Annotated in this window: 23 protein-coding genes; 17 read left to right on the top strand and 6 right to left on the bottom strand. The window is 34.1% G+C overall.

Annotation, left to right across the window (positions count from 1 at the left end; genetic code table 11):
* Window positions 1–125: 125 nt before the first annotated feature.
* Window positions 126–1,730 (bottom strand): bacillithiol biosynthesis cysteine-adding enzyme BshC, encoded by a 1,605-nt coding sequence (bshC, locus tag AABM59_RS06225; RefSeq protein ID WP_338408116.1) that lies wholly within the window; start codon window positions 1,728–1,730, stop codon window positions 126–128.
* Window positions 1,731–1,832: 102 nt separating this feature from the next.
* Here bshC and AABM59_RS06220 point away from each other — a divergent pair, with 102 nt between their 5' ends.
* Window positions 1,833–3,116: an MFS transporter gene (locus AABM59_RS06220; protein WP_338408115.1), complete on the top strand. Its 1,284-nt coding sequence runs from the start codon at window positions 1,833–1,835 to the stop codon at window positions 3,114–3,116.
* A gap of 100 nt (window positions 3,117–3,216) precedes the next feature.
* Window positions 3,217–5,421, top strand: a complete 2,205-nt coding sequence (locus AABM59_RS06215; RefSeq protein ID WP_338408114.1) for a B12-binding domain-containing radical SAM protein — start codon at window positions 3,217–3,219, stop codon at window positions 5,419–5,421.
* A gap of 144 nt (window positions 5,422–5,565) precedes the next feature.
* Here AABM59_RS06215 and AABM59_RS06210 read toward each other — a convergent pair whose 3' ends face one another.
* Both AABM59_RS06210 and AABM59_RS06205 read right to left on the bottom strand, forming a co-directional pair.
* Window positions 5,566–7,953, bottom strand: coding sequence for a M1 family metallopeptidase (locus AABM59_RS06210; RefSeq protein WP_338408113.1), 2,388 nt, complete (start codon window positions 7,951–7,953; stop codon window positions 5,566–5,568).
* 20 nt (window positions 7,954–7,973) lie between these two features.
* Window positions 7,974–8,561 (bottom strand): HupE/UreJ family protein, encoded by a 588-nt coding sequence (locus AABM59_RS06205; protein WP_338408112.1) that lies wholly within the window; start codon window positions 8,559–8,561, stop codon window positions 7,974–7,976.
* An 88-nt stretch (window positions 8,562–8,649) separates the two neighbouring features.
* Between AABM59_RS06205 and AABM59_RS06200 the strand changes: the two genes are divergently transcribed.
* The 8 genes from AABM59_RS06200 (at window position 8,650) to AABM59_RS06165 (ending at window position 14,030) form a co-directional block, all read left to right on the top strand.
* Complete coding sequence (locus AABM59_RS06200; protein ID WP_338408111.1) at window positions 8,650–9,165, top strand: DUF6702 family protein; 516 nt, start codon at window positions 8,650–8,652, stop codon at window positions 9,163–9,165.
* Window positions 9,166–9,526: 361 nt separating this feature from the next.
* Window positions 9,527–10,360 (top strand): IS982 family transposase, encoded by an 834-nt coding sequence (locus tag AABM59_RS06195; protein WP_338408167.1) that lies wholly within the window; start codon window positions 9,527–9,529, stop codon window positions 10,358–10,360.
* Between the two features lie 154 nt (window positions 10,361–10,514).
* Window positions 10,515–11,033, top strand: coding sequence for an ankyrin repeat domain-containing protein (locus AABM59_RS06190; protein WP_338408110.1), 519 nt, complete (start codon window positions 10,515–10,517; stop codon window positions 11,031–11,033).
* A 6-nt stretch (window positions 11,034–11,039) separates the two neighbouring features.
* Window positions 11,040–11,801 carry a T9SS type A sorting domain-containing protein gene (locus tag AABM59_RS06185; RefSeq protein WP_338408109.1) on the top strand — a complete coding sequence of 254 codons (762 nt, stop codon included), beginning with the start codon at window positions 11,040–11,042 and terminating at the stop codon, window positions 11,799–11,801.
* A gap of 62 nt (window positions 11,802–11,863) precedes the next feature.
* Window positions 11,864–12,256 (top strand): hypothetical protein, encoded by a 393-nt coding sequence (locus AABM59_RS06180; protein ID WP_338408108.1) that lies wholly within the window; start codon window positions 11,864–11,866, stop codon window positions 12,254–12,256.
* Window positions 12,257–12,258: 2 nt separating this feature from the next.
* Window positions 12,259–13,122, top strand: a complete 864-nt coding sequence (locus AABM59_RS06175; protein ID WP_338408107.1) for a DUF5777 family beta-barrel protein — start codon at window positions 12,259–12,261, stop codon at window positions 13,120–13,122.
* Window positions 13,123–13,124: 2 nt separating this feature from the next.
* A complete protein-coding gene (locus AABM59_RS06170) occupies window positions 13,125–13,472 on the top strand; it encodes a hypothetical protein (protein WP_338408106.1) in 348 nt (115 codons plus the stop codon).
* A 12-nt stretch (window positions 13,473–13,484) separates the two neighbouring features.
* Complete coding sequence (locus tag AABM59_RS06165; RefSeq protein WP_338408105.1) at window positions 13,485–14,030, top strand: YceI family protein; 546 nt, start codon at window positions 13,485–13,487, stop codon at window positions 14,028–14,030.
* Between the two features lie 122 nt (window positions 14,031–14,152).
* Here AABM59_RS06165 and AABM59_RS06160 read toward each other — a convergent pair whose 3' ends face one another.
* The 3 genes from AABM59_RS06160 to AABM59_RS06150 form a co-directional block, all read right to left on the bottom strand.
* A complete protein-coding gene (locus AABM59_RS06160; protein ID WP_338408104.1) occupies window positions 14,153–15,484 on the bottom strand; it encodes an aminotransferase class III-fold pyridoxal phosphate-dependent enzyme in 1,332 nt (443 codons plus the stop codon).
* A gap of 119 nt (window positions 15,485–15,603) precedes the next feature.
* Entirely contained in the window at window positions 15,604–16,083 is a 480-nt protein-coding gene (locus tag AABM59_RS06155) for a GNAT family protein (protein ID WP_338408103.1), read from the bottom strand.
* A gap of 60 nt (window positions 16,084–16,143) precedes the next feature.
* Window positions 16,144–17,601: a CoA-acylating methylmalonate-semialdehyde dehydrogenase gene (locus AABM59_RS06150; RefSeq protein ID WP_338408102.1), complete on the bottom strand. Its 1,458-nt coding sequence runs from the start codon at window positions 17,599–17,601 to the stop codon at window positions 16,144–16,146.
* Window positions 17,602–17,812: 211 nt separating this feature from the next.
* Between AABM59_RS06150 and AABM59_RS06145 the strand changes: the two genes are divergently transcribed.
* The 7 genes from AABM59_RS06145 to AABM59_RS06115 all read left to right on the top strand — a co-directional run bounded on the left by AABM59_RS06145 (window position 17,813) and on the right by AABM59_RS06115 (window position 26,328).
* The gene (locus AABM59_RS06145) at window positions 17,813–19,348 is read left to right on the top strand and encodes a Na+/H+ antiporter NhaC family protein (protein WP_338408101.1); all 1,536 of its coding nucleotides are present in this window, start codon (window positions 17,813–17,815) and stop codon (window positions 19,346–19,348) included.
* Between the two features lie 8 nt (window positions 19,349–19,356).
* Window positions 19,357–20,004, top strand: coding sequence for a GNAT family N-acetyltransferase (locus tag AABM59_RS06140; protein ID WP_338408100.1), 648 nt, complete (start codon window positions 19,357–19,359; stop codon window positions 20,002–20,004).
* A gap of 63 nt (window positions 20,005–20,067) precedes the next feature.
* Window positions 20,068–21,411: an aspartate aminotransferase family protein gene (locus tag AABM59_RS06135; protein ID WP_338408099.1), complete on the top strand. Its 1,344-nt coding sequence runs from the start codon at window positions 20,068–20,070 to the stop codon at window positions 21,409–21,411.
* A 57-nt stretch (window positions 21,412–21,468) separates the two neighbouring features.
* The gene (locus AABM59_RS06130) at window positions 21,469–23,046 is read left to right on the top strand and encodes an amidohydrolase (RefSeq protein ID WP_338408098.1); all 1,578 of its coding nucleotides are present in this window, start codon (window positions 21,469–21,471) and stop codon (window positions 23,044–23,046) included.
* 31 nt (window positions 23,047–23,077) lie between these two features.
* Window positions 23,078–23,554, top strand: coding sequence for an Lrp/AsnC family transcriptional regulator (locus AABM59_RS06125; protein ID WP_338408097.1), 477 nt, complete (start codon window positions 23,078–23,080; stop codon window positions 23,552–23,554).
* A complete protein-coding gene (locus tag AABM59_RS06120; RefSeq protein WP_338408096.1) occupies window positions 23,554–24,855 on the top strand; it encodes an aminotransferase class III-fold pyridoxal phosphate-dependent enzyme in 1,302 nt (433 codons plus the stop codon). Before AABM59_RS06125 ends, AABM59_RS06120 begins: the two co-directional genes overlap by 1 nt.
* A gap of 54 nt (window positions 24,856–24,909) precedes the next feature.
* Complete coding sequence (locus tag AABM59_RS06115) at window positions 24,910–26,328, top strand: aldehyde dehydrogenase family protein (RefSeq protein ID WP_338408095.1); 1,419 nt, start codon at window positions 24,910–24,912, stop codon at window positions 26,326–26,328.
* Window positions 26,329–26,360 lie beyond the last annotated feature (32 nt).

Raw genomic sequence — 26,360 nt, 5'->3', positions numbered from 1 at the left:
ATTTTTTAAATTGGGTGCAAAAATAGACTTTTTTACGGATATTTTTTAATAAATCAACAATAGTATTGTTTTTTTTGTTTTGTTTATAATACGGTTATTTTTAAATTTTAGACTTTAAAATAAGTTTATATGTGTATAATATCGAAATTCGTATTTAACGGCTTAAGTTGCTTTATTAAAAGAGGGATTAAATCCTCTCCGTTTTCTAAATAAAATTCCGAAAAATTAGCTTGTCGTTCTTGCAAACTTTTATTAGGGAACAATTCGTTTTGTAAGTCAATAATTTGTTTCAGCTCCTCGGAATACTTTCGCTTTTGTGCTTTTAGCAAACGTTTTTCAAGGTTTTTTAAGCCTTTTATTTGTTTGGCTTCCTGAGCTTTCACAGCACCTTCAAAGGATTTGTCGGTTTTTTTTGCCAATTCTAAAAGAACCTCAAATTGCTTTCCTAGAAATTCTTTTTGAGTTGAAAAATCGATGGGAAATTTCGATAATTGTGCTGTTTTTTTGTTTGTCAATTTACTTTGTTTCGAAAATAAATCGCTCCAATTTAATCCCAGTTTGTCTGCTTTTTTGGTTTGTTTTTCGGTTGTTAAAAGCGCCGAATTCCGAAGTAATAGTATTGGGAAAGTTACCTTCACGGCATCGAAAAAAGATTTCAGTTCCAACCAATAGGCAATTTCTCCTCCTCCGCCAATGTAGCACAAATTGGGTAAAATGATTTCTTGATACAAGGGACGCATAATCACGTTGGGGCTGAATTTTTCGGGATGATTTTCAAGCAATTCTAAAATTTCACTCTCCGAGAACTCCATTTTTGTATTGTTTACCGTGTATTTTTCTTTTTCACGAATAATACGTTCCCGTAAATTATTATCCAAGTAAAATAAATTGATTTCACGGGGATTGACTTGAATGGTGTAGTTTTTTAGTTTTTCGGTGGTTTCAAGGACTTTTTTACAGGAAGTTTGCTGAACCAATTCTTCCTTCATATAAGGAATAAAAGTCCGTTTTAATTCTTGATTGTCGGCATCGAGAATGACCAATCCGTATTCCCCAAAAAGTGCATTAGCCAAATGGAGAGTCGCTTCGGCCAAAGTGGAATGGTTTAGATACGATTCCTGAAAAAGTTTCTTGATTGCCTCGGCATTCGTTCCGGTACTCAGTTCACGGGCGTAAACTTCAAAAAAATCGGACAAACCTTCGGTTGATAATCTTCCAACTGGCCCCGTACTTTCTTTGTTCCAACGAAACTTTCGACCCTTGAAATTGAAATAATTGATTTCTTCAAAATCGTGGTCTTCGGTTGCCATCCAATAAACAGGAACGAAGTTATAAACAGAATATTTCGCTTTTAATTCCTTGGCTAAATTAATGGTCGAAATTATTTTGTACAAAAAATACAAAGGACCCGAAAGTAAATTCAGCTGATGACCGGTTGTAATTGTAAAGGTGTTTGAATCGTTTAAAAGTTTAATGTTGTTTAAGGTTGTGGTATAAGTATTTATTTTATCATATTGTTTTTCTAGTACCTTAACTAAAATTTTTCTTTTTTCATTGCCATTGTCATTGCCATTGAAATTTATTTTTTTTTCAATGATTTGTCCTTCAAAATTTTCAAGACTTGGAAACCTATTGTAAAGTGATTTTAAATTAGATTTTTGATCTAAATAATCATCCATCAAAGTAGAGAAATAACCTGAATTTTGATAGCTTATACAGTCGTTTGGCATAATGAATTTTATTTTGAGTAAAAATACCAAAAATTATTGGAACTAAATATTTGTTACTTTCGAATATTAATATCATTTTTATCCAAATATTATAATAATTCTATGAAAGAGAATCTCAATCCAAAAAAAAATAACTCATTAAAACACGTTCTTTTTGGCAGTTTAATTGGTACTACCATCGAGTTTTTTGATTTTTATATTTATGCAAATGCAGCGGTTTTGGTATTTCCGCAATTATTTTTTCCAGGATCTGATCCTACCACTTCCACCATTGAATCCTTGGCCACTTTTTCTATTGCCTTTTTCGCTAGACCAATTGGTTCGGCTGTTTTTGGGCATTTTGGAGACAAAATAGGTAGAAAAGCTACGCTTGTTGCGGCGTTATTGACGATGGGGATTTCTACAGTTTGTATTGGATTATTGCCTACTTATCATAGTATCGGAATAGCGGCACCATTATTATTGATGCTTTGCCGTTTTGGCCAAGGTCTTGGTTTGGGTGGCGAATGGGGTGGAGCCGTTTTATTGGCAATTGAAAACGCACCTCCCGGAAAACGAGCTTGGTACGGAATGTTTCCTCAGCTTGGAGCGCCAATAGGTTTGTTGCTTTCTGGAGGAACTTTCCTTTTGTTGAGCGATACATTGACCAACGAACAGTTTTTTGATTTTGGATGGAGAATTCCTTTTATTGCTAGTTCGTTATTGGTTGGTGTTGGTTTTTACATACGTATGAAAATTACAGAGACACCTTCTTTTGTGCAATCTTTAGAAGCTAAAAAGCAAGTTCAAATTCCCTTGCTTACTATTTTAAAATCCTATAAATGGGAATTGATTTTTGGAACTTTTACAGCAGTCGCAACCTTTGCCACTTTTTATTTAATGACCGTTTTTAGTTTGAGCTGGGCGACAACCCATTTAGGGTTCAGCCGTCGTGATTTTTTGATTATTGAACTATTTGCCATCTTGTTTTTTGTAATAGGAATTCCACTTTCGGCAGTATTTGCGGATCGTTTCGGAAGACGATTGGTCTTGTTGATCGTTTCATTGGCAATTGGACTGTTTGGTCTCAGTTTCTCTTATTTTATGGATTCCGGAAGTACTTTTTTAATTACCACTTTCATCTGTTTAGGAATGGGATTAATGGGGTTTACTTATGGGCCACTAGGAACTTTTTTATCGGAGTTGTTTCCAACTGAAGTTCGGTATTCTGGAGCGTCCTTAACCTTTAATTTGGCCGGAATATTGGGCGCTTCTTTTGCGCCATTGATTGCTATTTGGTTGGCGACAAAGTACGGAATTGGATATGTTGGGTATTATTTATCGGTTGCTGCGTTGATTTCTTTCTTGGCACTTTTGGCAATTAGAAAAAGGGAGCATCGGTTTTGATGCGATACTTTATTAATTAAAAATGTTCAAGTGAATAGTTTTTAATGATAAAAGCAATAAAGTTATTTTTTGCAGTTATTTTTGCACAAATCAATTTCCTTTGAAAACCAACGTATTTATAATCACGCCACCGTTTACCCAACTGAATACACCGTATCCGGCAACGGCTTATATCAAAGGTTTTCTGAACACCAAAAATATTCCAGCAACACAAGCAGATTTGGGTATAGAAGTGATTTTAAAATTATTTTCGAAGGAAGGACTTCAAAATTTGTTTAAAGTTAAAAGTTTAAAGTTTGAAGTTTCCGAAATTTCGGATAATTCCTCCCGTATTTTAGCTTTACAAGACGAATATATTAAAACGATTGATGGTGTTATTTCTTTTTTACAAGGTAAAAATCCAACATTGGCATTGCAAATTTGTCAGGAAGATTTCTTGCCGGAAGCATCTCGGTTTGCGCAACTCGAAGATACTGATTGGGCTTTCGGAACAATGGGAACGCAGGATAAAGCCAAACATTTGGCCACTCTATATCTCGAAGATATTTCGGATTTCATTGTGGATTGTGTCGATGCTAATTTTGGGTTCAGCCGGTATGCGGAACGTTTGGGCAGAAGCGCTAATTCTTTCGACGAAATATATTTGGCTTTACAAGAAGAACCTACTTATATTGACAATATTTTAATTTCGATTCTGGCAGCAAAAATAGAAACCATCCAACCCGAATTATTCTTGATTTCGGTTCCTTTCCCGGGGAATTTATATGCAGCTTTTCGTTCTGCTCAATATGTAAAAAAACACCATGCAAACATCAAAATTGCTATGGGTGGCGGATTTCCTAATACCGAATTGCGTTCGCTTTCGGATGCTCGCGTTTTCGAGTTCTTCGATTATATCACTTTGGATGATGGCGAATTACCAGTAGAACTATTATTCGAAGCCGTTTGTCAACCTAAGCTTGTCGAAGGGGAATTCAAGAGAACTTTCCTTCTTGAAAACGACAAAGTAGTTTATAAAAACAATTCCACAAGAAGTGACTATAAACAATCAGAAGTTGGTACACCCGATTATTCGGATTTGCTTTTGGATAAATACATTTCGGTAATTGAAATTGTGAATCCAATGCACCGAATGTGGAGTGACGGTCGATGGAACAAACTCACGATGGCTCACGGTTGTTATTGGGGGAAATGCACATTTTGCGATATTTCATTAGATTATATTAAAATTTACGAACCTATTGCAGCCAATTTACTGTGTGATCGAATGGAAGAAATGATAGCGCAAACAGGACAAAATGGGTTTCATTTTGTAGATGAAGCAGCTCCTCCAGCTTTGATGCGCGCTCTGGCACTCGAAATTCTTCGCAGGAAATTATCAGTCACTTGGTGGACGAACATTCGATTTGAGAAAAGTTTCACAAGAGATTTATGCTTACTACTTAAAGCTTCGGGATGTATCGCCGTTTCTGGTGGGCTAGAAGTCGCTTCGGACCGATTATTGGAACTAATTGACAAAGGCGTGACGGTGGAACAAGTAGCAAAAGTCACTAGAAATTTTACCGATGCCGGAATTATGGTTCACGCTTATTTGATGTATGGTTATCCAACGCAAACGGTTCAGGAAACGATAGACAGTCTAGAAATTGTGCGACAATTGTTTGAAATTGGCGTTTTGCAATCGGGTTTTTGGCATCAATTTGCGATGACGGCGCACAGTCCTGTGGGAATGCATCCGGAGAAATTTGGTGTTGTGAAAGAAACAGAAATTATTGGAACTTTCGCAAATAATGATATTAATTATGTTGATAAAACAGGAATTGATCACGACAAATTCAGTTTTGGATTAAAGAAATCCTTATTCAATTTTATGCACAGGATTTGCTTTGACTACGAATTGCAGGAATGGTTCGACTTTAAAATCCCGAAAACAAAAGTCCGTCCCGATTTTATTGCCAATGCTTTGGAAGAAGATCAAGAATTTAACACAAAACTAACTGCAAAAATTATTTGGCTAGGAGGGAAGCCAATTGTAGAATATTTCACAAAATCCAAAAAAGGAAATTCTTGGGAAATGATGACTTTGACTTTTCACGACAAGAAAGAAAGTTTTACCATTCAAACTGGCAAAAATGAAGGGGAATGGCTGGCAAAAATGCTCGAAAATATTTCGGTTTCCAATGCTAAAACCTATAGTTTTCAAGAAATTAAATCCGACTTTGAAACTCATTTAGAAGATTTCGAATTGTTTTGGTATTCGAAACCCGTGAATACTTTAATGGAATTTGGGTTATTGGTATTCTAAAAAAAAAGCATCATTCATTGCTCTTTTTTTAAATGGAATAAGTATTGAAGGCTAGATTCAAGTTATAAATAAAGGAAAATAAAAAAAGCTGTACAATAAATAAATGTTGTACAGCTTTTTTATTTTATGAGAAAAATAGTGTTTCTATTTCTTTTCCAACTGCATAGGGTTTTGTCCAGCTGATTGTCCTCTAGCCGGTTTAGCTCCATTACGTGCTTTAAACATTTGTAATTTCGATGGCTCAACTGTATCTGCTCCCCAAACATTATTATTTACATCTATATCAGCGGTTTCGAGCATTGGATCTAATTTTATAGAAGCCACCTCTTTGTCATGCACATAAAATTTTGATGTTTTTAATTCATTAAGCCTCCAAATTTGCGCAGGAATTTTATCAATTAATTGTGTTCCATCTTTAAATGTGAATTCAACGATAATTGGCATAACTAATCCTCCTTTGTTGGCAAAGTTAAGTTCATAAAAGAACATATTGCTATATTTTTCTTTTTCTTCGGCAGTAAATTCTTCGGCGGGTAAAATTTCAGGATCTGGCATTTTTTTCAGTATCAAAGTAGAATCTATTTCAACCAAACCACGTGCATACTTCCAATAGAAATCTCTAGCATCTAAATCAATATCAGTATAGAATTTCAAATCATTTGAAGTGCGATTTCTAATTTTTGAAATATCTTCAAAAGTATTAATCATTGGTTTATCGTTACGGTTCTTTCTATCTCTTTTATCTTCAACAGCAACGGGAGTGTAGTCTGCTTTTGCAAATTTCACACTTTCTAGAGCAATGTCACAAGGATCTGTACCATAAAACCATCCTCTCCAAAACCAATCTAAATCTTCTGCGCTAGCGTCTTCCATAGTTCGAAAAAAATCAGCAGGTGTAGGATGTTTAAACGCCCAACGTTTTGCGTATTCTTTAAAAGCATAATCAAATAATTCTCTTCCCATAATTGTTTCACGCAATATATTCAATCCAGTAGCTGGTTTAGAATAGGCATTAGGGCCGAAGTTTATAATATTTTCAGAGTTCGACATAATTGGCTCTAATTGATCTTTAGGCAATTTCATGTAATTTACAATTGTATAAGCGGGACCTTTTTTACTTGGGAATTTATTGTCCCAAAGTTCTTCTGTTAAATATTCTACAAATGAGTTCAATCCTTCATCCATCCAACTCCATTGGCGTTCGTCACTGTTTATTATCATGGGAAAAAAGTTGTGGCCTACTTCGTGTATTATTACTCCAAGCATTCCGTTTTTAGTACTTTCACTATAAGAGCCATCGGCACTTGTACGGCCATAGTTGAAACAAATCATTGGATATTCCATGCCGTTGGCTGCTTCTACACTTTGAGCTACAGGATATGGATATGGGATTGTAAAATCGGAATATGTTTTTATAGAATGTGCAACAGCATGAGTCGAAAATTTCCGATACAAGCCATAAGCTTCTTTGCCGTAAAAACTCATGCACATTACTTTTTTGTCTTTTATGCTTAGTGACATAGCATCCCAGACAAATTTTGGAGAAGAACCCCAAGCAAAATCTCGCACATTGTTGGCTTTATATATCCATGTTTTTTTAGCATTTGTATTGTTTTGTTCCGATAGTAGGGCTTCTTCCAATGTAACTACTTCTAAAGGTGTAGTTGCTGTTTGTGCTTTTTGGTAACGAGCTAATTGTAAGGGTGTTAATACAGTATTATAATTGGTACATTCCCCAGTTGAAGTAATGATATGATTGGCTGGAACGGTCATTTTTACATTAAAATTACCAAAAGTTAATGCAAATTCACCTCTTCCAGTAAATTGATGGTTTTGCCATCCTTGAAAATCGCTGTATACACACAAGCGAGGATACCATTGTGACATTGTAAAAATATAATTTTTTTCGTTTGGAAAAAACTCATAGCCTCCTCGGCCTCCATCTGCAATACGATTTGTAATTTTGTAATTCCAATCAACATTAAAAACAAATTGCTGTCCTGATTTTAATTCAGGAATTTCTATGCGCATCATTGTTTTGTTAATAGTATATTTTAATTTTTTCCCTGTAGCATCGGTTAAATTTACTATGTTAATTCCCGCACCGTTGTCGTTTGGATTTTTACTTTCTAAATTATTGTCTACCAAAGTGTTGTTGCTTTTTGTAGGCATAATACTTGCGCTTTGATAGTTGGCATTTTTTAAATTGTTGTGCTCATTCTCATCAAGTTGTAACCAAACGTAGGTCAATACATCAGGTGAATTATTAAAGTAAGTAATAGTTTCACTTCCGATTAAAGTCAAGTTTTTTTCGTCTAGTTCGCAGTTAATGTTATAATCCGCGCGTTGTTGCCAGTATTTAGCACCAGGAGCCCCGCTTGCAGTGCGCTGTTCATTGGGAGTTGTTAAAATACTTCCCAACTGTTCAAACTTATTTCCGTGATTACTTCCCGGATTATTTAAAATATTTTGTCCCATTGTTACCTGACTTATAAAAGTCATCAGCAACACTGTTTTTGTAAATTTGTTCATTATTATTATTATTATTATTATTAATTTAAAGGAATTCGTTTTATAGCCATTTGTAATGACAGACTAAATATGGCAACGGAAATAAATAATACCCAATTGGATTTTTTTACTTTAAAGTATTTCAGAGCTAATGTTGTAAAAAATAGAAGAAAGGCTACAAAAAATAATTGCCCAATTTCCAAACCTATATTAAAACCCAATAAACCCCATCCAATAATTTGATCTTTAGCCAAAATCATGCGTATGGTATTTGCAAAACCCATACCGTGGATTAATCCAAAACCCATTGCTAAAAAGTATTTAATAGTAGTTAAATTGGTTCTATATTTTATTTTTGTAATATTACTCAACGCTGTAATAACAATAGTACACGGGATTAAAAATTCAACCCAGTTGCTTTGCAAGCGAAAAACATCTATTACGCTTAAAACTAAAGTTATCGAATGACCGATGGTGAAGGCGGTAACTAGTATAATAATTTTTTTAATATCGGAAAGAGTGTATATGGCTATTAAACTCAGAATAAACAATTGATGATCGAGTGCATCAAAGCTCACCATGTGTGACCAGCCTATTTGAAAATAAAATAAAAAATCTTCTAATGGCATTTAAGTTCTGTTTTATTGGCTAGCATTTATTACTTTTGGACGATAAAAGTATTGTATTTTTATTCATTTAGCAAAAATATTATTTATCATGTATTTTTTATACTCAAAAACAGTATTATTCTTCATTTTATTATTTGGTTTCCATTCTTTTAACACTTTTGATATTCATCCATTACACGTAAGTACTGCAGAAATATCATTTAATAGCAAACAAAAAAGTATTGAGATTTTATGTAAATTATATGCCGATGATTTTGAAAATGCACTGCGCAAACAAAACAAAACCAAAATTGATTTTACTGCTCCTGATTTGCACAACCAAATGGATTTTATTATAAAGCAATACATGCAAAATCATTTGCAAATCGCAATAAACGATAAAAAACAATCCCAAAAGTATATAGGTTTCGAAATTGATCGAGAGGTTGTCAATGTATATTTAGAAATAGAACCTGCAAAACCTTTTGAAAAAATAAAAATAGAGGACAGTATTCTTTGTGACATCTTCGAAGATCAAATGAATATCGTTCATGTTGAACTTTTTGGCAAACGCAAAAGTGGAAGATTAAACAACCCTAATACTCAATTGGAGTTTAAATTTTAAAATTTATAGATTTCAAATACTAAAACTTCTCTTTTTCAGGAGTTTAAAACTCATTTCGAAAGTGATTTAAAGATTTTGAATTGTTTTGGTATTCGAAACCCGTGAATACTTTAATGGAGTTTGGGTTATTGGTTTTTTGAAATCGATAATTTGAATTTGAATTATTTTAAGCACTGCTATTTTAGTTTTTTTTAAAATTTTATAAGGAATAAACCCGTTGGGTGCAATTATTTAAAGTAAAATAAATTGATTAAATGTTGGTCAAGACACTGAAATTCAGTATCTTGAAGTCGCTAAACAACCAATATTTATGACAAATATAGTTAAAAATTATTTAAGAGTTTTAGAAGTTATAAGTTCTTTGAATTGTGAATTAGAATATAAATCTGGAGTTGGTCGAAAGAACAAAATGTCTGATTTAGAGATTATTGCATTGAGTTTGACAGCTGAATTTATGTCGATTGACAGTGAAAACTCATTGTTTAAATTGGTAGACATTAGTCAAATTCCAAATTTAATTGAGCGAAGTCAGTTCAATAAAAGAAGAAGAAAATTATTTTTATTTTCAGAAGAAGTTAGGTTAAAATTAGCATCTCGTTTTTTGGAGTTTGAAGATTACTTTATTGTTGATAGTATGCCCTTAGAGATTTGCAAATTTGCTCTTCATCGAAGAATTAAAATCTGTAAAAAAGAGTTTGAGGCAGCTCCATCAAAAGGATTTTGTGCTTCACAAAACACTTGGTTTTATGGTTATAAACTTCACGGAGTTTGTTCTGTATCAGGTATTTTTCATTCATTAGATATTACAAAAGCAGAAGTTCATGATGTACATTTTTTGAAGAATATAAAACAACAAATGTCTGATTGTGTGCTACTTGGAGATAGAGGTTATTTATCAAAAACTATTCAATTGGATTTGTTTCAAACGGTAAATATCAAATTAGAACCACCAAAAAGAAAAAATCAAATAGATTATAAACCACAGGCTTATATCTTTAGAAAATCAAGAAAAAGAATTGAAACATTATTTTCTCAATTATGTGACCAGTTCAAAATTAGAAACAATTACGCTAAATCTTTTGAAGGATTTAAAACAAGAATATTAGCAAAAATAACAGCATTAACATTGGTTCAATATGTAAATAAATTCATTTTTGATAGACCAATAAACAATATTAAAAATCAAATAATTTAATTACACCCAACGGGTAAGGAATAAGCAGTATTATAGTACAAATTCTTATTCTAATTTTGTATTTGAGTGCTTGAAAATTACTAACATTAAATTAACAAATGTTTATCATAAATAAATTTCAATATTAACTAATTTGGCTAATTAAATAGTAAATATGTCTAAAAAAAAGTGTCTACTAGTTTTGCTACTAGCTATTAATGTAGTTTTTTCCCAAAACAATAGTTGTTTTGATGTAGCTAGAAAAGGAAGTTTATCTGAAATAAAGTTGCTTTTTGATAAAGATAAAAGCATAGTCAATGCAGTTGATGATAATGGATCAAGTATGCTCATTTTGGCTTGTTATAGAGGAAATCAAGAAGTTGCTACATTTTTGATCAACAATCAAGCAGATTTGAATTATGTTTCTAAAAATGGAACGGCTTTAATGGCTTGTGTAATGAAAAATCAATTTCAACTGGTTGACGAACTATTTAATAAAAGTGTAAATCTCGATTTAACAGATGCCAATGGAATAACAGCTTTAATGCTTGCCGTTCAATTTAAAAATGTTGAAATGGTCAAAAAATTAGTAAAAACGGGAGCCAGCAAAGAAATTAAATGCAAACAGAACAAAACAGCTTTTGAATATGCTGTTTTTTCTAATAATGAAGAAATTATAAACCTATTAAAATAAATTACTATGAAAAAAATTACTAGCCTATTATTTTGTTTTTTGGTTTTATCTGCATTTTCGCAATCAAAGTCGACGGGAGATATCAGTCTTGGTTCTAATTTTACGGCTAATTTTACTTTGAATAATGATACTTCCAAAGTAACTTTGGTTTTAAGTGGTCCTTCGGATAGATGGTTTGGATTGGGCTTAGGTGTTCAATCGGGTTTTGGAATGCAAGACGGCGATGTTCTTGTTTATACTACTGCATTGTCTGATAGAAATTATGTTGGGTATGCGGCTCCAGCCACTGATTCTAGTCAAAATTGGTCAACAGTAAGCAATACTGTTGCAACCGGTGTTAGAACCTTAACTCTAGAAAGAGATTTAACAAATTCTGATTCTAATGATTTTCAATTGCCCTACGCTTCTACCAATTCTATTGATTTAGCTTGGGCGCGCTCCGGTTCGATAAGTACATCGCTAGCTAATCACGGTGGTAATAGAGGGTTTGCATCAGGAACCTTTAGCACTCTTGGAGTTGAAGATTTTTCTTTAAACGCAACATCAATTTATCCAAATCCTGCGTCGGGAGCATTTTATATTAAAACCAGAACTAATTTATCAAAAGTAAAACTCTACAATCAAACAGGTTCTTTGGTTAAAACAATTGACGTGATGGATGATGCCAGAGAAGTTACAGTTGATGTGAATGGTATGCAGTCAGGGGTGTATCTCTTAGAATTGCAAAACGATTCTGAAAAATCTTGGAAAAAAGTTATTGTGAATTAGAAAAATATAAATCAATAATTTATAGAGTTTATTTTATTGTAAACTCTATTTTTTTTAAAATTATGGATAAAAAACTTAAAATTATCTTGTTATTTGCAGTTATACTTATTGTGGGATTTCTTTCTTATAGTTATATAATGACTGGCGGTGCAAGAGATTTAGAAAAAGAAACATCTGAGTTTAGTGTATCGGCAAGCGATGTTTTTGCAGAGTTTTCTGCCAATACTGAAATGGCAACAAAAAAATATTTGAACAAAGCGGTTGAGGTTACTGGAAAAGTTACCAGTGTGACTGATAATGTCATTACATTAGACGGCAAAGTTTCTTGTCAATTGCAAGTATCGGAACAGATAGTACTTAATAGTCAAGTAAAAATAAAAGGAAGAGTTACGGGTTATGATGACCTATTAGAAGAGTTAAAATTAGATCAATGTTTAATAGTAAAATTGAATTAAAAATGAATTTATCTAAAATTGCGTTCTCATTATTTTTTATTTTTTATTTTAGTATTGTTAATGCACAAGATGATTTGTTCAAAGAGTTGGATACAGATACAATTTCTAAAAAAGAAATTGAAACAGCTGCTTTCAAAGGATTGCAAGTTTGTACAATGCAATCAACGAAACTGGCTTCGAAAGGAGAATGGTATTTTATAGTAGCACATCGTTTTGGAGATTTAACAGAAGGTTTTGATAACTTCTTTGGGTTCGATAATGCTAATAGTAAAATTGGCGGTCTTTACGGTGCGACAGAATGGTTAACCGTTGGGTTTTCTCGCCACACCTTAAATAAAAATTACGAGTTCACTGCAAAATATAAATTTGCGAATCAAGAAGTGAATGGTTTTCCGGTAACTATTGTGGGTTATAATACGATGGATATTAATTCCCAGTTAAGTGAGGATGAATTTCCGCTATTGAAAACATCTAATCGGTTTGCTTTTAGTACGCAATTGCCAATTTCTAGAAAATTTTCGAATTCTTTGTCTATGGAATTGAATCCAATTTATATTCATAAAAATTTGTATGAACCCATGTTTGAAGAATCGGATGACTTTCTTTTAGCACTTGGTGGAAGATATAAATTATCAAAAAGGATTAGTCTTAATATGGAATACACTTTTAGGCTGAACGCGAGGGAAACAAGTTTGTATCACAATCCAGCTACAATTGGTTTAGACATAGAAACTGGAGGTCATGTATTTCAATTGGTTTTTTCGAATAGCCAAGCGATGAACGACATTACTTATTTTACAAACGCCACCGGAATTACGGATGGTAAAGGAATTTATTTTGGGTTTAACTTATATAGAGTATTTTAAATATGAAAACTTTAAAAATTATTTTTATTCTGATGATTACTTTTTATGTTGGGTTTTCATGTGATTCATCAACTTATGATGAAATTTCAGGAGAAGTTGCTAATCCGACATACACTTCGAATGTTAAACCTATTATTGGGAATAACTGTCTTTCCTGTCATAGTGCAGCAGGAAAGCAATATCCTATAATGGAAACTTATGTCCAACTAAGGGATGCTACTGAAAATGGCGCTGTAATTTGCAGAATTGATGATCAATCCTGTGGTGCAGTTATGCCACAAAGCGGAAGAATGCCTCAGACCAATATAAATATCATCAAGAAATGGGCAGCAAACGGATATCCTAATTAAAATTCAATAGCTATGATAAAGAATAAAACTTTACTTTTATGTTTGATTTTATCGACTGTTTCGTTTTCTCAAAAGATGATAACTCGTTCTGGAGAAATTAAATTTGAAGCTTCAATGCCTTCCTTTGAAGAAATTGCAGCTAAGCATAATACTGCTTCTTGTCTTTTTGATGCTGCAACAGGCGAAATTGCTGTTTTAGTATTAGTGAAAGGTTTTAGGTTTAAAATTCCTTTGATGGAAGAGCATTTTAATGAAAACTATGTCGAAAGTGATCAATTTCCAAAAGCAACTTTCAAAGGGGAAATTATAGATTTTGAGGTCTCAAAGTTATCATCAATTAAAACGGTCTTTGATTTAGAGGGAGAATTAACTATGCATGGAGTAACGAAAAGAATTAAAACTAAAATTAGTCTTGCTCAAAATGCTGGAAAAATTAATGTAGTGAGCGTTATTCTAGTAAAACTACAAGATTACGCTATTGAAATCCCTAGTTTAGTAAAAAGTAAAATTGCCGATAATGCTAAGATCTCAATTAATTTTATTTTTGAAGCTAAATAATTTTAGGTTAAAACGTTTACAAAGATTGTTTTTTATAAGTTTTAAAAAAAACTCCAAATCTAGTTTAAACTACCCCAAAAAGTGTGACACTATTTGAGGTATTTTTATGGAATTAAATTTCATTATACCACATATTCATCAGCAATGCTTAATGCTTGCGAGATAATTGCTAAGCCTTCGTCTATTTGCTTTTCGTTGATGCACAAAGGAGGAGCGATAAAAATATAACCCCAACGCACAAAAGTATACAATCCTAATTCTCTAACTTTCGCAGCAATTAGATTCGTTACTTTCAAATCATCACCGCTGGCATTATAAGGAGCAATAAGTTCTCCTGTGGTTTTATTTTTCAAGATATCTAAACAGCCCAGAAGTCCTGTATTTCTGAAAGCTCCCATACTTGGGTGCTTACTTCTCATTTCCTCAATTTTAGTTTCTAGATACGCACTCATTTTTCGAGTGTTTTCTATTAATTTGTCACTTTCGTATATGTTTATTACAGCTAATGCTGCCGCCAAAGAGACCGGATGGCCATTGTAAGTCAATCCAATCATCATTGGTGAGTTTTCAAATTTAGCTGCAATTTTATCGGAAACCATTAAACATCCAAGTGGCAAGTATGAAGAAGTCAATCCTTTAGCCATACAAACCATATCCGGAATGATATCGTGGTTTTCAAATCCGAACCATTTTCCAGTTCTACCAAAACCGCTCATAACTTCATCAGCAATAAACAGGATTCCGTATTTTTCGCAAAGGGCTTTGATGCCTTTTAAATAGCCGCTTGGATAATGTAAACAACCTGAAGAACCGCTTTCGCCTTCAAAAATAAAGGCAGCAATATTGGCTTTACCTTCAAAGTGAATGACTCTTTCAACATATTCTAAACTTAAATTTAATTTTGTTGCATCGTCTAAATGATTCATTCCAAAGTAATAATAGGGATCATCCAGAAGAACTGCATTTGGCATTTGTTGTGAATCGTTGGCCAGTTTTCTTGGATCACCACCTACGGACATTCCGCCAATAGAACCACCGTGAAAGGCTCTGTATCTTCCAATGATTTTGTGTCTTCCAGAATAAAGTCGGGCTAATTTAATGGCATTATCGACAGAAGAAGTTCCGCACAAAGTATAAAAAGCTTTGTTCAAATCACCCGGACAGATTTCGGCTAGTTTTCTGGATAATTTAGCACGAATTTCTGTAGTGCAAGTTGGTGTCACGAAACTTACTTTTTGCATTTGCTCGACAACAGCCGCAGTCACACGCTGGTCACCGTGACCGATATTTACCGACATTAATCCGCTCGAAAAATCGATGATTCGTTTCCCCCCAATTTCGTATAAATACACGCCTTCGGCTCTTTCGATAGCAATTGGATTTACACTTGCTTGTGCTGACCAGGAAAATAAACTGAATTCTTTACTGTCGGAAATTATTTGTTCTTTTGTCATAATTTGTTTTTTTTTCGGGCATCAATAAAAACCATTTTAAGCTGGTTTTATTTTTATACTATTAAAAATCTGTGATTATCAGCTTTTGCTTAGATTCTGTTTTATTTATGTCTTAAATTTTATAATACTATTGCCATCATTTGTTCGTCAATAAATTCATTTTTACTTTTTAAATAGGTAAATTTTTTCAAAACCCCTTCTTTTTCAAAACCTACACTTTCATATAATCGAATGGCTTTTTCATTTGAAGTGGCAACACTCAATTCAATTCTCAATACTGAATTATTTTTGCAAAAAGCGATAATTTCAAGCATCATTTTTCTTCCAAATCCTTTTCCAAAATTATTTGGATGAATTGCTACGCCTCCTAAATAAAAGATATGCTCGTTTCTGTGTTTTAGTCTAATGAGTTTGCACATCCCTACTGTTTTTGTGTTTTCTTTATATAGGTATAAAACTTCTTCTTTAAGTAAATCTTCAAATATGGGTTGGAATGTTTCCTGATCCATCATTTCATATAACAAAAACGGATTTACTTCGGGATTCATATACAATTGATAAATATATGAAAAATCAACTTTGGAAACTTTTTCTAACATAATATATTACTAATTATTTAAGGTTTGCCAACCGATAACTGATAACTGAAAACTTTTCTTTTAGCTCATCCAATTCGTTCCTGCTTCAGGATTCCATTTGGTAGTTGTTTTCTTTTCTTTGGTAAAAAATCCAATAGAACTTTTTCCAGTAATATCACCAGAACCAAAACGGGACTCATTCCATCCTCCAAAACCAAAAGGTTCTCTTGGAACTGGAACCCCTATGTTTACTCCACACATTCCTGCCGAAGCATTTTCAGTAACATAATTCGCCATACCGCCACTTTGTGTAAATACCGAACAGGCATTTCCATAAGGGTTTGCATTTTCAATAGCTAAAGCTTCGTCTACAGTTTTCACACGAACAATCGCTAGAACAGGTCCGAAAACTTCTTCCCTTGCAATTTTCATATCTGCAGTTGCATAGTCTATAATAGTTGGTCCAACATAAAATCCGTTTTCTTTTCCGGGAACAACGGTGTTTCTTCCGTCCAATATAATTTTGGCACCTTGCTGTTCCGCTTCGGTAATATATCCTTCAATTCTATCTTTGGCAGCTTTCGAAATAACCGCACCTAAAGTGGTTCCACATTTAATTTTATTGGCATCACCAATTAATTTATCAAGAATGGCATCACAATCCCCAACGACAATTAAGGTTGCAGCAGCCATACATCTTTGACCGGCACAACCGCTCATTGAGGCAACAATATTGGACGAAGCCATATCTGGATGTGCATCTGGTAATAAAAGAATATGATTTTTTGCTCCGCCAAGAGCCAATACTTGTTTTAAATTGTTGCTAGCTCTTTGATAAACGATTTTCGCCACTTTGGTAGAACCTACAAAAGTGATTGCTTTGATTTCTGGATGATCGCAAAGATTCTCAACTGTAGATTGTGTTCCGTTAATAATGTTGAATAAGCCATCAGGAAGTCCAGCTTCTTTCAATAATTTTGCAATATATTGACTGCTAATTGGCACAGCTTCTGAAGGTTTTAAAATCATTGCATTTCCAAGAGCAATTGCATTTACTACTGTCCAATGCGGAACCATACTTGGAAAATTAAAAGGGACTATCGAAGCTACAACGCCTAAAGGATTTCGAGTCGATGAGCAATAGACCCCTTTGCTTACTTCCATATTTTCACCATTTACAAATTGAGGAATGGCACAAGCAAATTCTGTAAGTTCGATTGCTTTGTCGATTTCGGCTTTTGCTTCAGAGTGAATTTTTCCGTTTTCCTGATATATTATTTCAGTGAGTTCGGGGCTATTATTCTCCAATAACTGTTTGTATTTATATAAAACCTGTACCCTTTCTTTTAAGGTAACTTTTTGCCATGCTTTTTGTGCTTTTTTTGCAAAATCAACAATTTCATTCAAATCTTCCATTGTAGATTCTTTGAATGTGGTTAGTTCACTTCCGTCTAAAGGTGATATAACAGAATGAATTTTGTTTGAACTTCCGGATTTAAAGTCCCCATTTATAAAGTTTTTTACTTCGTTGAATATCATAATTAAGTTATTTATATATTTTTCAAATATACAATTTTTAATAAAAAAAACAATAATTTTTGTCAGTATCAAAAATATTGTTAGATTTACAACAAAATCATATATAAATTAACTTATTTACAATTATAACGATTGCGTAATTTAATGTCAATATGGTTTTAAAAATTAACCAATATCTATTAATTATTTATTAACCAAAAACAAAATTAGAATGAAATCAATGAAATCAGTTTCGACGATTATTGGAGTTGCCCTACTATTATTGGCAGTTCTTTGTTATTTTATCAATTGGCATGCGCTAGTTCCTGCATTTACTGTTTTAGGAATAGCAATCATTACCAGAAAGGCATTGGAACCTCTTATTATAGGTTGCGCAATTGGATTTGTGCTTTTAGCACAACAAGGTGGATCCGCAGAATGGTTTCCAGAAGGAGAAGGAATGATTTTTCCTTTAAATATGTTTGACGGATTATTTTCGTCAATAGCAAGAGATGCTCATGATGGAGGATTAATATGGGTAATATTAGTATGTATATTGTATGGCGCTTTTGTTCAAATGGTTGTTGCTTCTGGCGGAATTAAAGCAGTGGGTAAATATTCTGAAAAACATGTAAAAACTAAAAAACAATCTTTATTGATGACCTATTGGTTAAGTTTTTTCTTTTTCTTGGATGATTATTTTAGTGCTTTATCTGTAGGAAATACGATGAGACCTATAACTGATAAATTCGGAGTTTCTAGAGATAAACTTGCTTTGGTATTAAGTTTTGTTTGTGTGCCGTTAACAATTATTTTCCCAATTTCAACTTGGACAATTTTTTACGGAACTCAATTGACTTCAATTGAAGGAGGAGTTCTTGATAGTGCTGGACAAGTAATATCAAGTCCTATTGAAGCATTTTTACATACTATTCCGTATAACTTTTCGGCTTGGATTTCCTTGATTCTTGGAGCTTTGGTAGTTTATGAGCTTCTTCCAGATTTTAAAGGAATAAAAGACGCAGAAGCTGCTGTTGTTATCGAAGAGAAAAAAGTAAAAACTAATAAAAAGGATAAAAAAGAAGGTAAAGTTATCTATTTTTTACTTCCTTTAATAGTACTTATTTGGTGTACTGTTTTTCCTTATCCTTTTGATTTTGATTATTGGGGACCTTCTTTTGAGTTCGATATAAATTATATTTTTGGAAATATTGATGCATTAAGAGGTATCGCAACAGCATGTGTATTTGTTTATTTGTATTTCTTGATATTTAAAATCGTTGATTTCCATAAAATCTCAGACAATTTTGTAAAAGGTCTTGAAACTATAACTTTTGTATTAGCGGTTTTAGGCTTTACTTATTTATTAAAAGATGTTCAAAATGGGTTAGGATTCAATGAGTTTGTTGCATCACACCTAGAAGGAATTGGTTGGTTAAACGGTTCTACATTGCCATTTGTGGTTTTTGCATTGGTGGCTTGGATTTGCTGGGCAACGGGTTCAAATTGGGGAATTTATGCAATTCTTGTTCCTACAACGGCTATTTTATCAGCTCAATTTCATGCTGACTTTTGGCTAACACAAGGAGCTTTGGCTTCTGGAACAGTTTGGGGAGCAGCTGCTTGCTTCTTCTCTGATAATAGAGTGCTTACAGCCCAATCTTGTAAAGTAGATATGATGAAACATGGAATTTCTCAATTCCCTTATCAAATAATAATTTTTGTAGCTTCATCTGTAGTTTACCTTATAGCTGGGTTTATATTATAATTTAAGGAATGATTTTTAAAAGTATTTTAGAAAATAGATTCATAGTGAGAACCGCTACTCCAGCTGATGCAATTCAGATGGAGTACGTTCAATCTAGGTGTTATCCTACTTTAGATGAGTCTGAAATAATGACTAGAGATCATTTTTCTAATCATATCAAGGTCTTTTTTGAAGGACAAATAGTTGTGGAAGAAGACGGAAAAATTGTTGCTGCTGCTAGCACTTTCAGATGTAACTTTCCAGAACACGATAGTACTTTTTTAGAAGAAACGGACAATTTATGGATTACCAATGCTCAAGTAGATGGCGGTGATTGGATGTACGGAATTGACATGGGTGTTTTACCAGAATACAGAGGACTGGGGCTTTCTACAGAAATGTATAATGCAAGAAATGAAGTTTGTAAGCAATTGAAATTGAAAGGGCAGATTATAGCCGGAATGACAATTGGTTACGGAAGATTTAAAGATAAAATGACCATTGAGGAATATTGTTACGCTTTGGAAATAAACAAGTTTACAGATCCTACAATAACTCCGCAAAGAAAATCTGGTTTCCGATGGATTAGACCTTTATACAATTATATCAATGATCTTGAATCTGGATATGGTAGTATATTAATGTATCGTCCAGTAGATCCTAATTTTAAATTATAAAAATTCCAAAATCAAAACCAAATTACACCCATAAATTATTAAAAAACTGTAGATAAATAAGAAATGAAACATATTAAAAAAGTATCAGAAATCCCTGGTCCAAAAAGTGCTTTAATATTAGCAAGAAGAATGGCAGCATTGCCTGCAGGTTTAGGTAAATCTACAGAAGTAGTTGTGGAAAAAGCCGAAGGTGCATTAGTATGGGATGTCGATGGAAATCAATTAATTGATTTTGCAGGTGGAATCGGGATGGTAAATTTAGGACATAGACCTGAAGGTGTTGTTAATGCCATCAAAGATCAAATGGACAAATACATCCATACAGGTGCATTGGTAACTACTTTTGAACCATACATTGAATTTGCCGAAATGTTAAACGCTATTACTCCAGGAGATTTTCCTAAGAAAACTTTATTGGCTTGTTCTGGTTCAGAAGCAGTAGAAAATGCAATTTCAACAGCTAAATATTTTACCAAACGACCAGCCGTAATCTGTTTCGAAGGGGCGTATCACGGACGTACAATGCTTACTTTGAGTTTGACCAGTAAATATGGTTTGTTCAAAAGAGGTTTCGGAAATTTCGCTCCGGATATTTACCGTTTTCATTCGCCAAATGTGTACAGAAAACCAGATAGTATGACCGAAGAAGAATACATCGATTTTTGTATTGAGCGTTTTGACCAAAATCTAATTTCACACGTTGATCCTTCTGCAGTAGCAGCAATCATAATCGAGCCAGTTCAAGGAGAAGGTGGATTTATTCCAGTTCCAAAACGGTTTCTTGAAAAAATAAGAAAAGTGTGTGATGAACACGGTATTGTTTTTATTGCTGATGAGGTTCAAGCAGGAGCAGGACGAACAGGAAAATTTCTCTCTATCGAACATTCTGGAGTAATTCCAGACATTGTAACGATGGCTAAATCTATCGGTTCAGGAATGCCAATTAGTGCAACCACTGGAAGAGTAGATATTATGGATGCACCACATTTAGGTGGAGTTGGAGGAACGTATTCTGGAAGTCCACTAGCTGTAGTTGCGGCTTTAGAAACTGTAAAACAAATCAACACTCCAGAATTTTTAGCAAAAGCCACTCACGTTGGTAGTATTATTACAAGTCGTTTGACTACAATGAAAGATAAATTTTCAATCATTGGAGACATTCGTGGAATAGGAGCGATGCTTGTTGTTGAATTTGTAAAAGATCGAAAAACCAAAGAACCAGACATGGACTTTGCTATGGCAGTAATCAAAAAATGTGTTTCCAATGGTTTGATACTAATTCGTGCCGGTTTATATACAAATTGTATCCGTTTCTTGCCTCCAATTGTAATCACTGACGAACAATTAAATGAAGGAATGGATGTGATTGAACAAGCAATTACAGACGTTTTAGCGGAAAGAGTGTAATTTAATTGTTTATTGAAACTTTGGTAATTTGCCTTTTTGCGAAAAAAAATAGTATAAATGACTTTCAAATTAATCCATAATGCCAATATTATTACTATGGAATCTGCTTTCTCTAAAGCAGATTCCATAGTAATTAATAATTCTGGAAAAATTGAATCCATAGGAACTGAATCCGATTTGAGAAATCAATTTGATTCCTTTTCGGAAGAAATCAATTTTCAAGGAAAAACAATCGTTCCAGGTTTGAATGACGCTCATATTCATGTATGGAAAATTGGGCATTTACGAACATATATGCTCGATGTTCGAGGCGTAAAATCTATAATTGAATTCAAAGAAAAATTAAAAGATTTCGCTCAAAAAAACCCAAAATCGAATTGGATAATGGCGCGTGGTGTCAATGAAATGGTACTCGAAGAAAAACGATTGCCATCCAAAGAAGATATTGACGAAGTGATTTCCGACAGACCTGTATTTGTGATAAGAACCTGTGCTCACATAGGAATTGCCAATTCAAAAGCCATCGAAATTTCAAAAGTTGATGAAACTACCGAAGTTCCTTTTGGAGGAGAAATACGCAAAAATAAAGACGGTAGTTTACAGGGAATTTTCACCGAAAGAGCTTTGGGATTGATAATGAACAATATTCCCGCTTTTACTTTCTACGAATACAAAAATATGATTCTCGAAGCACATAATTATTTGTTGAGTATGGGAATTACCAGCGCAACTGACCCTGCTGCAAACGAAGAATTATTAGCTGCTTACATCAAGCTAGATCAAGAAGGATTATTAAAAGTAAGAATGAATGTTTTTCCGCTTCGAATTCCTGATGGAAGCGACGAAATTCAAGTTTTACCAGAACGATATGAATCGGATTTTTTGCAAATTAAAACCGTTAAGTTTTTTTCGGACGGAGGCTTGAGTTCGGCCACTGCCGCAATCAATGTTTCTTACAAAAACACGGAGGGTTACAAAGGCGTTTTGCGTTTGGATTACGACAAGTTTTACAAAACGGCCAAAGAAGCGGTGGACAAAGGATTTTCGGTGGCGACTCACGCCATTGGCCATCAGGCAATCGATTTGACATTGAGAGTCTATCGCGATTTATTTAAAATTGACAACACTTTAAAACACAGAATAGAACACGTTGGGTTTTTATCCAATGAAAATATAAAAGATTTTCAGACGATGAATATGACTGCCGCAATGCAGCCGATTTTCATTTATGAATTGGCAAACAATTTCAAAAGTACTTTGCCGGACGAATTATTAGATGTGGTTTATCCTTGCAAAACCGTTTTGGATAACGGAATAAATTTGGCATTATCAACCGATGGTCCCGTGGTGAAAGAAATTAATCCCTGGGTGAATATCGAAACGGCGGTAACGCGGAAAGCTGCCGATGGTTTTGTCATTGGTGAAAGCCAAAAAATTAGTTTCCAGCAAGCCTTAAAAGCATACACACTTGGAAGTGCCATTGCCGATAATTTAGAACATATAAAAGGAAGTCTTTCTAAAGGAAAAGTAGCTGATTTTATTGTTTTGAACACGAATCCGTTAGAAATAGAAGATGTTTCTAAAGTTTTAGTATTGGAAACTTGGATAAACGGAGAATTAAAATATAAAATTTAACTCAACCCTGAAGGGATTAAGAAAAAAATAGATGAGCGCACTAGATGACGAATTAGATTATCAAATATTAAAATTGCTTCAAAAAGACGGTAGAATGTCTTTTACTGAAATTTCGAAAGAAATTAATGTGGCCGTGAGTACGATTCGTCACCGTTATATTAATTTAGTCGAAGACGGAACGTTACAAATTATAGGAAGGGTTGATCCAAACAAAATTGGGTTCAATGCCTATGCGAGTATATTGATTTCGGTTAGACCAAAATCACGTATGAACTCCATTTTAGAAGATTTAGAAAAATTACCTGAAATAAGTTTCTTGGCTTTAGTTTCAGGAGATTTTGACATCGAAGCCAATGTAATGTGCCGCGATATGGAACATTTAAACGAATTATTGGTAGATAAAATTCATACTATGGATGGGATTTTTGATACCAAAACTAATATGTACATGAAAATTTACAAATTTGCCCAGCCAGATTTAGAACTAGCAAAATTATCAAGCAAATAATGATGAAAAATACCGATACACTTTACGAAAGAAGAAAAAATAGCGTTCCAAACGCTTTGGGAATTTTCAATTCATCAAGTATTCAATCTGCCAAAGGTTCTATAATCATTGATGCTGACGGCAATGAATTGATTGATTTCGCAGGCGGAATTGGCGTAAATAATGCCGGTCACGGTGTGCCTGAAATTATTGAAGCCATAAAAAGTCAAGCGGATAAATTTATCCACGCTTCATTTAACGTTTCCGTATATGAGCAATATTTAGACTTGACCGAAAAGTTGTGTGAACTATTACCACACGGCGATTCGACAAAAGCAATGCTGACTTTATCTGGTGCAGAATCGGTAGAAAATGCTGTCAAAATTGCTCGTGCCGTAACGGGAAAAGCCGGAATTATTTGTTATGACGGATCTTTTCATGGTAGAACAATGATGGCAATGACTTTGACATCTAACGTGAAATACAAGGAAGGAGCAGGCCCTTATGCTCCCGAAGTATATCGTTTGGAATACCCATATTACAAACCGTCGATGAACAAAAGAATGTCTCAGGATGAATTCGACGATTTGATGATTATGAAGTTGCACAAGACTTTTTCTTCAACTGTTTCGGCTACCCAAACGGCTGCAATTATCTTGGAATTAGTACAAGGTGAAGGCGGATTTACAACTGCTTCAAAAAAATACGTGCAGTATTTGCGTAAATTCTGTACCGAAAATAACATTTTCTTGATTTTTGATGAGGTGCAATCTGGTTTCGGTCGTACCGGTAAATGGGCGGCTTATGAGCATCATGGGGTGACTCCAGATCTGTCCACCTGGGCAAAATCCATGGGTGGCGGAATGCCGATTGGTGCCGTTATTGGAAAACAGGAAATTATGGATGCCATAAAACCAGGACTTATTGGTGGAACCTATCTTGGTGGACCTTTGAGTTGTGTAGCTTCGTTAGCAAGCATCAATTATATGCAAAAAAACAACATTAATGCCGCTGGTGAAAAAGTGGGTAAAGTGGTTAGAGAAAAATTCAATCAATGGCAGGCTTTGTATCCAAAAAACATCACTGATGTTCGAGGTTTGGGAGCAATGTTGGCCATCGAATTTTCGATTCCAGAAACAGGAATGCCCGATGGTGTTTCAACAAAAGCAATTGTCGATAAATGTCTTGCAAAAGGATTGATTGTCATCACTTCAGGAACCTATGGGAATTGTATTCGAATATTGAGCCCTTTGTTTATCGAAGATGAACTCTTGGAAAAAGGCTTGACTATTTTAGAAGAAACTATAAAGGAAGTGATATAATAAATACAGCTTTGTCAAAGTTTTAAAATTTGGCAAAAGTAATTAACTAATAAAATGAGAAAACAATATATAAACGGAGAATGGTGCGACGCAATTAATGGTGCGACATGGGATTTGCAAAGTCCTTCTACCGAAGAAATTTTAGATAAAGTTCCTTTTGGGAATGCAACCGATTGCAAAAATGCGATTACTGCAGCCGATGCTTCTTTTAAAGATTGGAAGACAACAACGCCCTATTTCAGAGCCGAAATTCTAAAAAAAGCAGCCGATTATATGCGTGCTAATACTGAGGCTTTCGCCAAAGAAACATCGTTAGAAACAGGAAAACCAATGCTCGAATCTCGTGGCGAATGGCAGGTTTCCGCCAATCTTTTTGAATGGTTTGCCGAAGAAGGAAAACGCAGTTATGGAAGAGTTATTCCATCAAGTAGAATCGACAAACGTTCGATGGTTATTTACCAACCTTTAGGAGTTGTGGGAGTAATTACAGCTTGGAATTTCCCGGCTTATAATCCTGCAAGAGCCGTTGCGGCTGCTTTGGCTGCAGGTTGTAGCGTGGTGATGAGAGGTTCTGAATTTACACCTTTGTCCAGTTTTAATATGGCAAAAGCATTGCACGAAGCTGGAATACCAAAAGGAGTTTTCAACTTAATCAACACGGAACCTATATCCACAGGAACGGAGATGATTGAAAATCCATTATTAAAAAAAATAAGTTTTACGGGAAGTACCCGTGTTGGAAAAATATTGATGGATGGCGCATCCAAAACATCGACCAAATTGTCACTTGAACTGGGTGGCAACGCTCCGGTAATTATCGAAAAAGACGTAGATGTTGAAGCAATTGCGCATCAAGCAATTGTTGCTAAACTAAGAAATTGTGGCCAGGTTTGTGTGTCGCCACAACGTTTTTATGTGCAGACTGACATTTTTAATCAATTTGTCTCTATTGTAAAAGAGGATATTTCGAAATTGAAAACTGGAATTAATGGTGGAAATATTGATTTTGTTGGGCCGCTAATAAATAAAACGCAGCAAAAACATTCCTTGGCAATGCTCGAAAAAGCAAAAAGCGAAGGAGCAACAATTCTTATTGGAGGAGAAGCCTCTGAAAAAGGATTTTTCGTTCATCCGGCTTTGATTGAAGCCAGACAAAATCAGGCTTTTATCAAAACCGAAATATTCGGTCCTTTGATGATCGTGATTCCTTTCGAAACCAAAGAACAAGTCCTCGAATGGGCAAATGATACTGAATATGGTTTGGCTTCTTACGTATTTACGAATCATATTAAAACGGCTAATTTCTATGCTGAAAATCTGGAGTTTGGAATGGTAGGAATCAATGAATGGGCAGCTCACGGAACTGAATTACCTTTCGTAGGAATAAAAAGTAGCGGAATAGGTCACGAATCTGGTTCCGAAGGATTGAAAGAATACTTGGAATTAAAATTAATCAGTTACGGAGGAATGTAATAATAATTAACCTGACCGTTTTTTAAAACCTA

It is taken from the genome of uncultured Flavobacterium sp. (assembly GCF_963925185.1).
GTDB lineage: Bacteria > Bacteroidota > Bacteroidia > Flavobacteriales > Flavobacteriaceae > Flavobacterium.
This window is presented reverse-complemented; position numbering and strand designations above follow the sequence as displayed.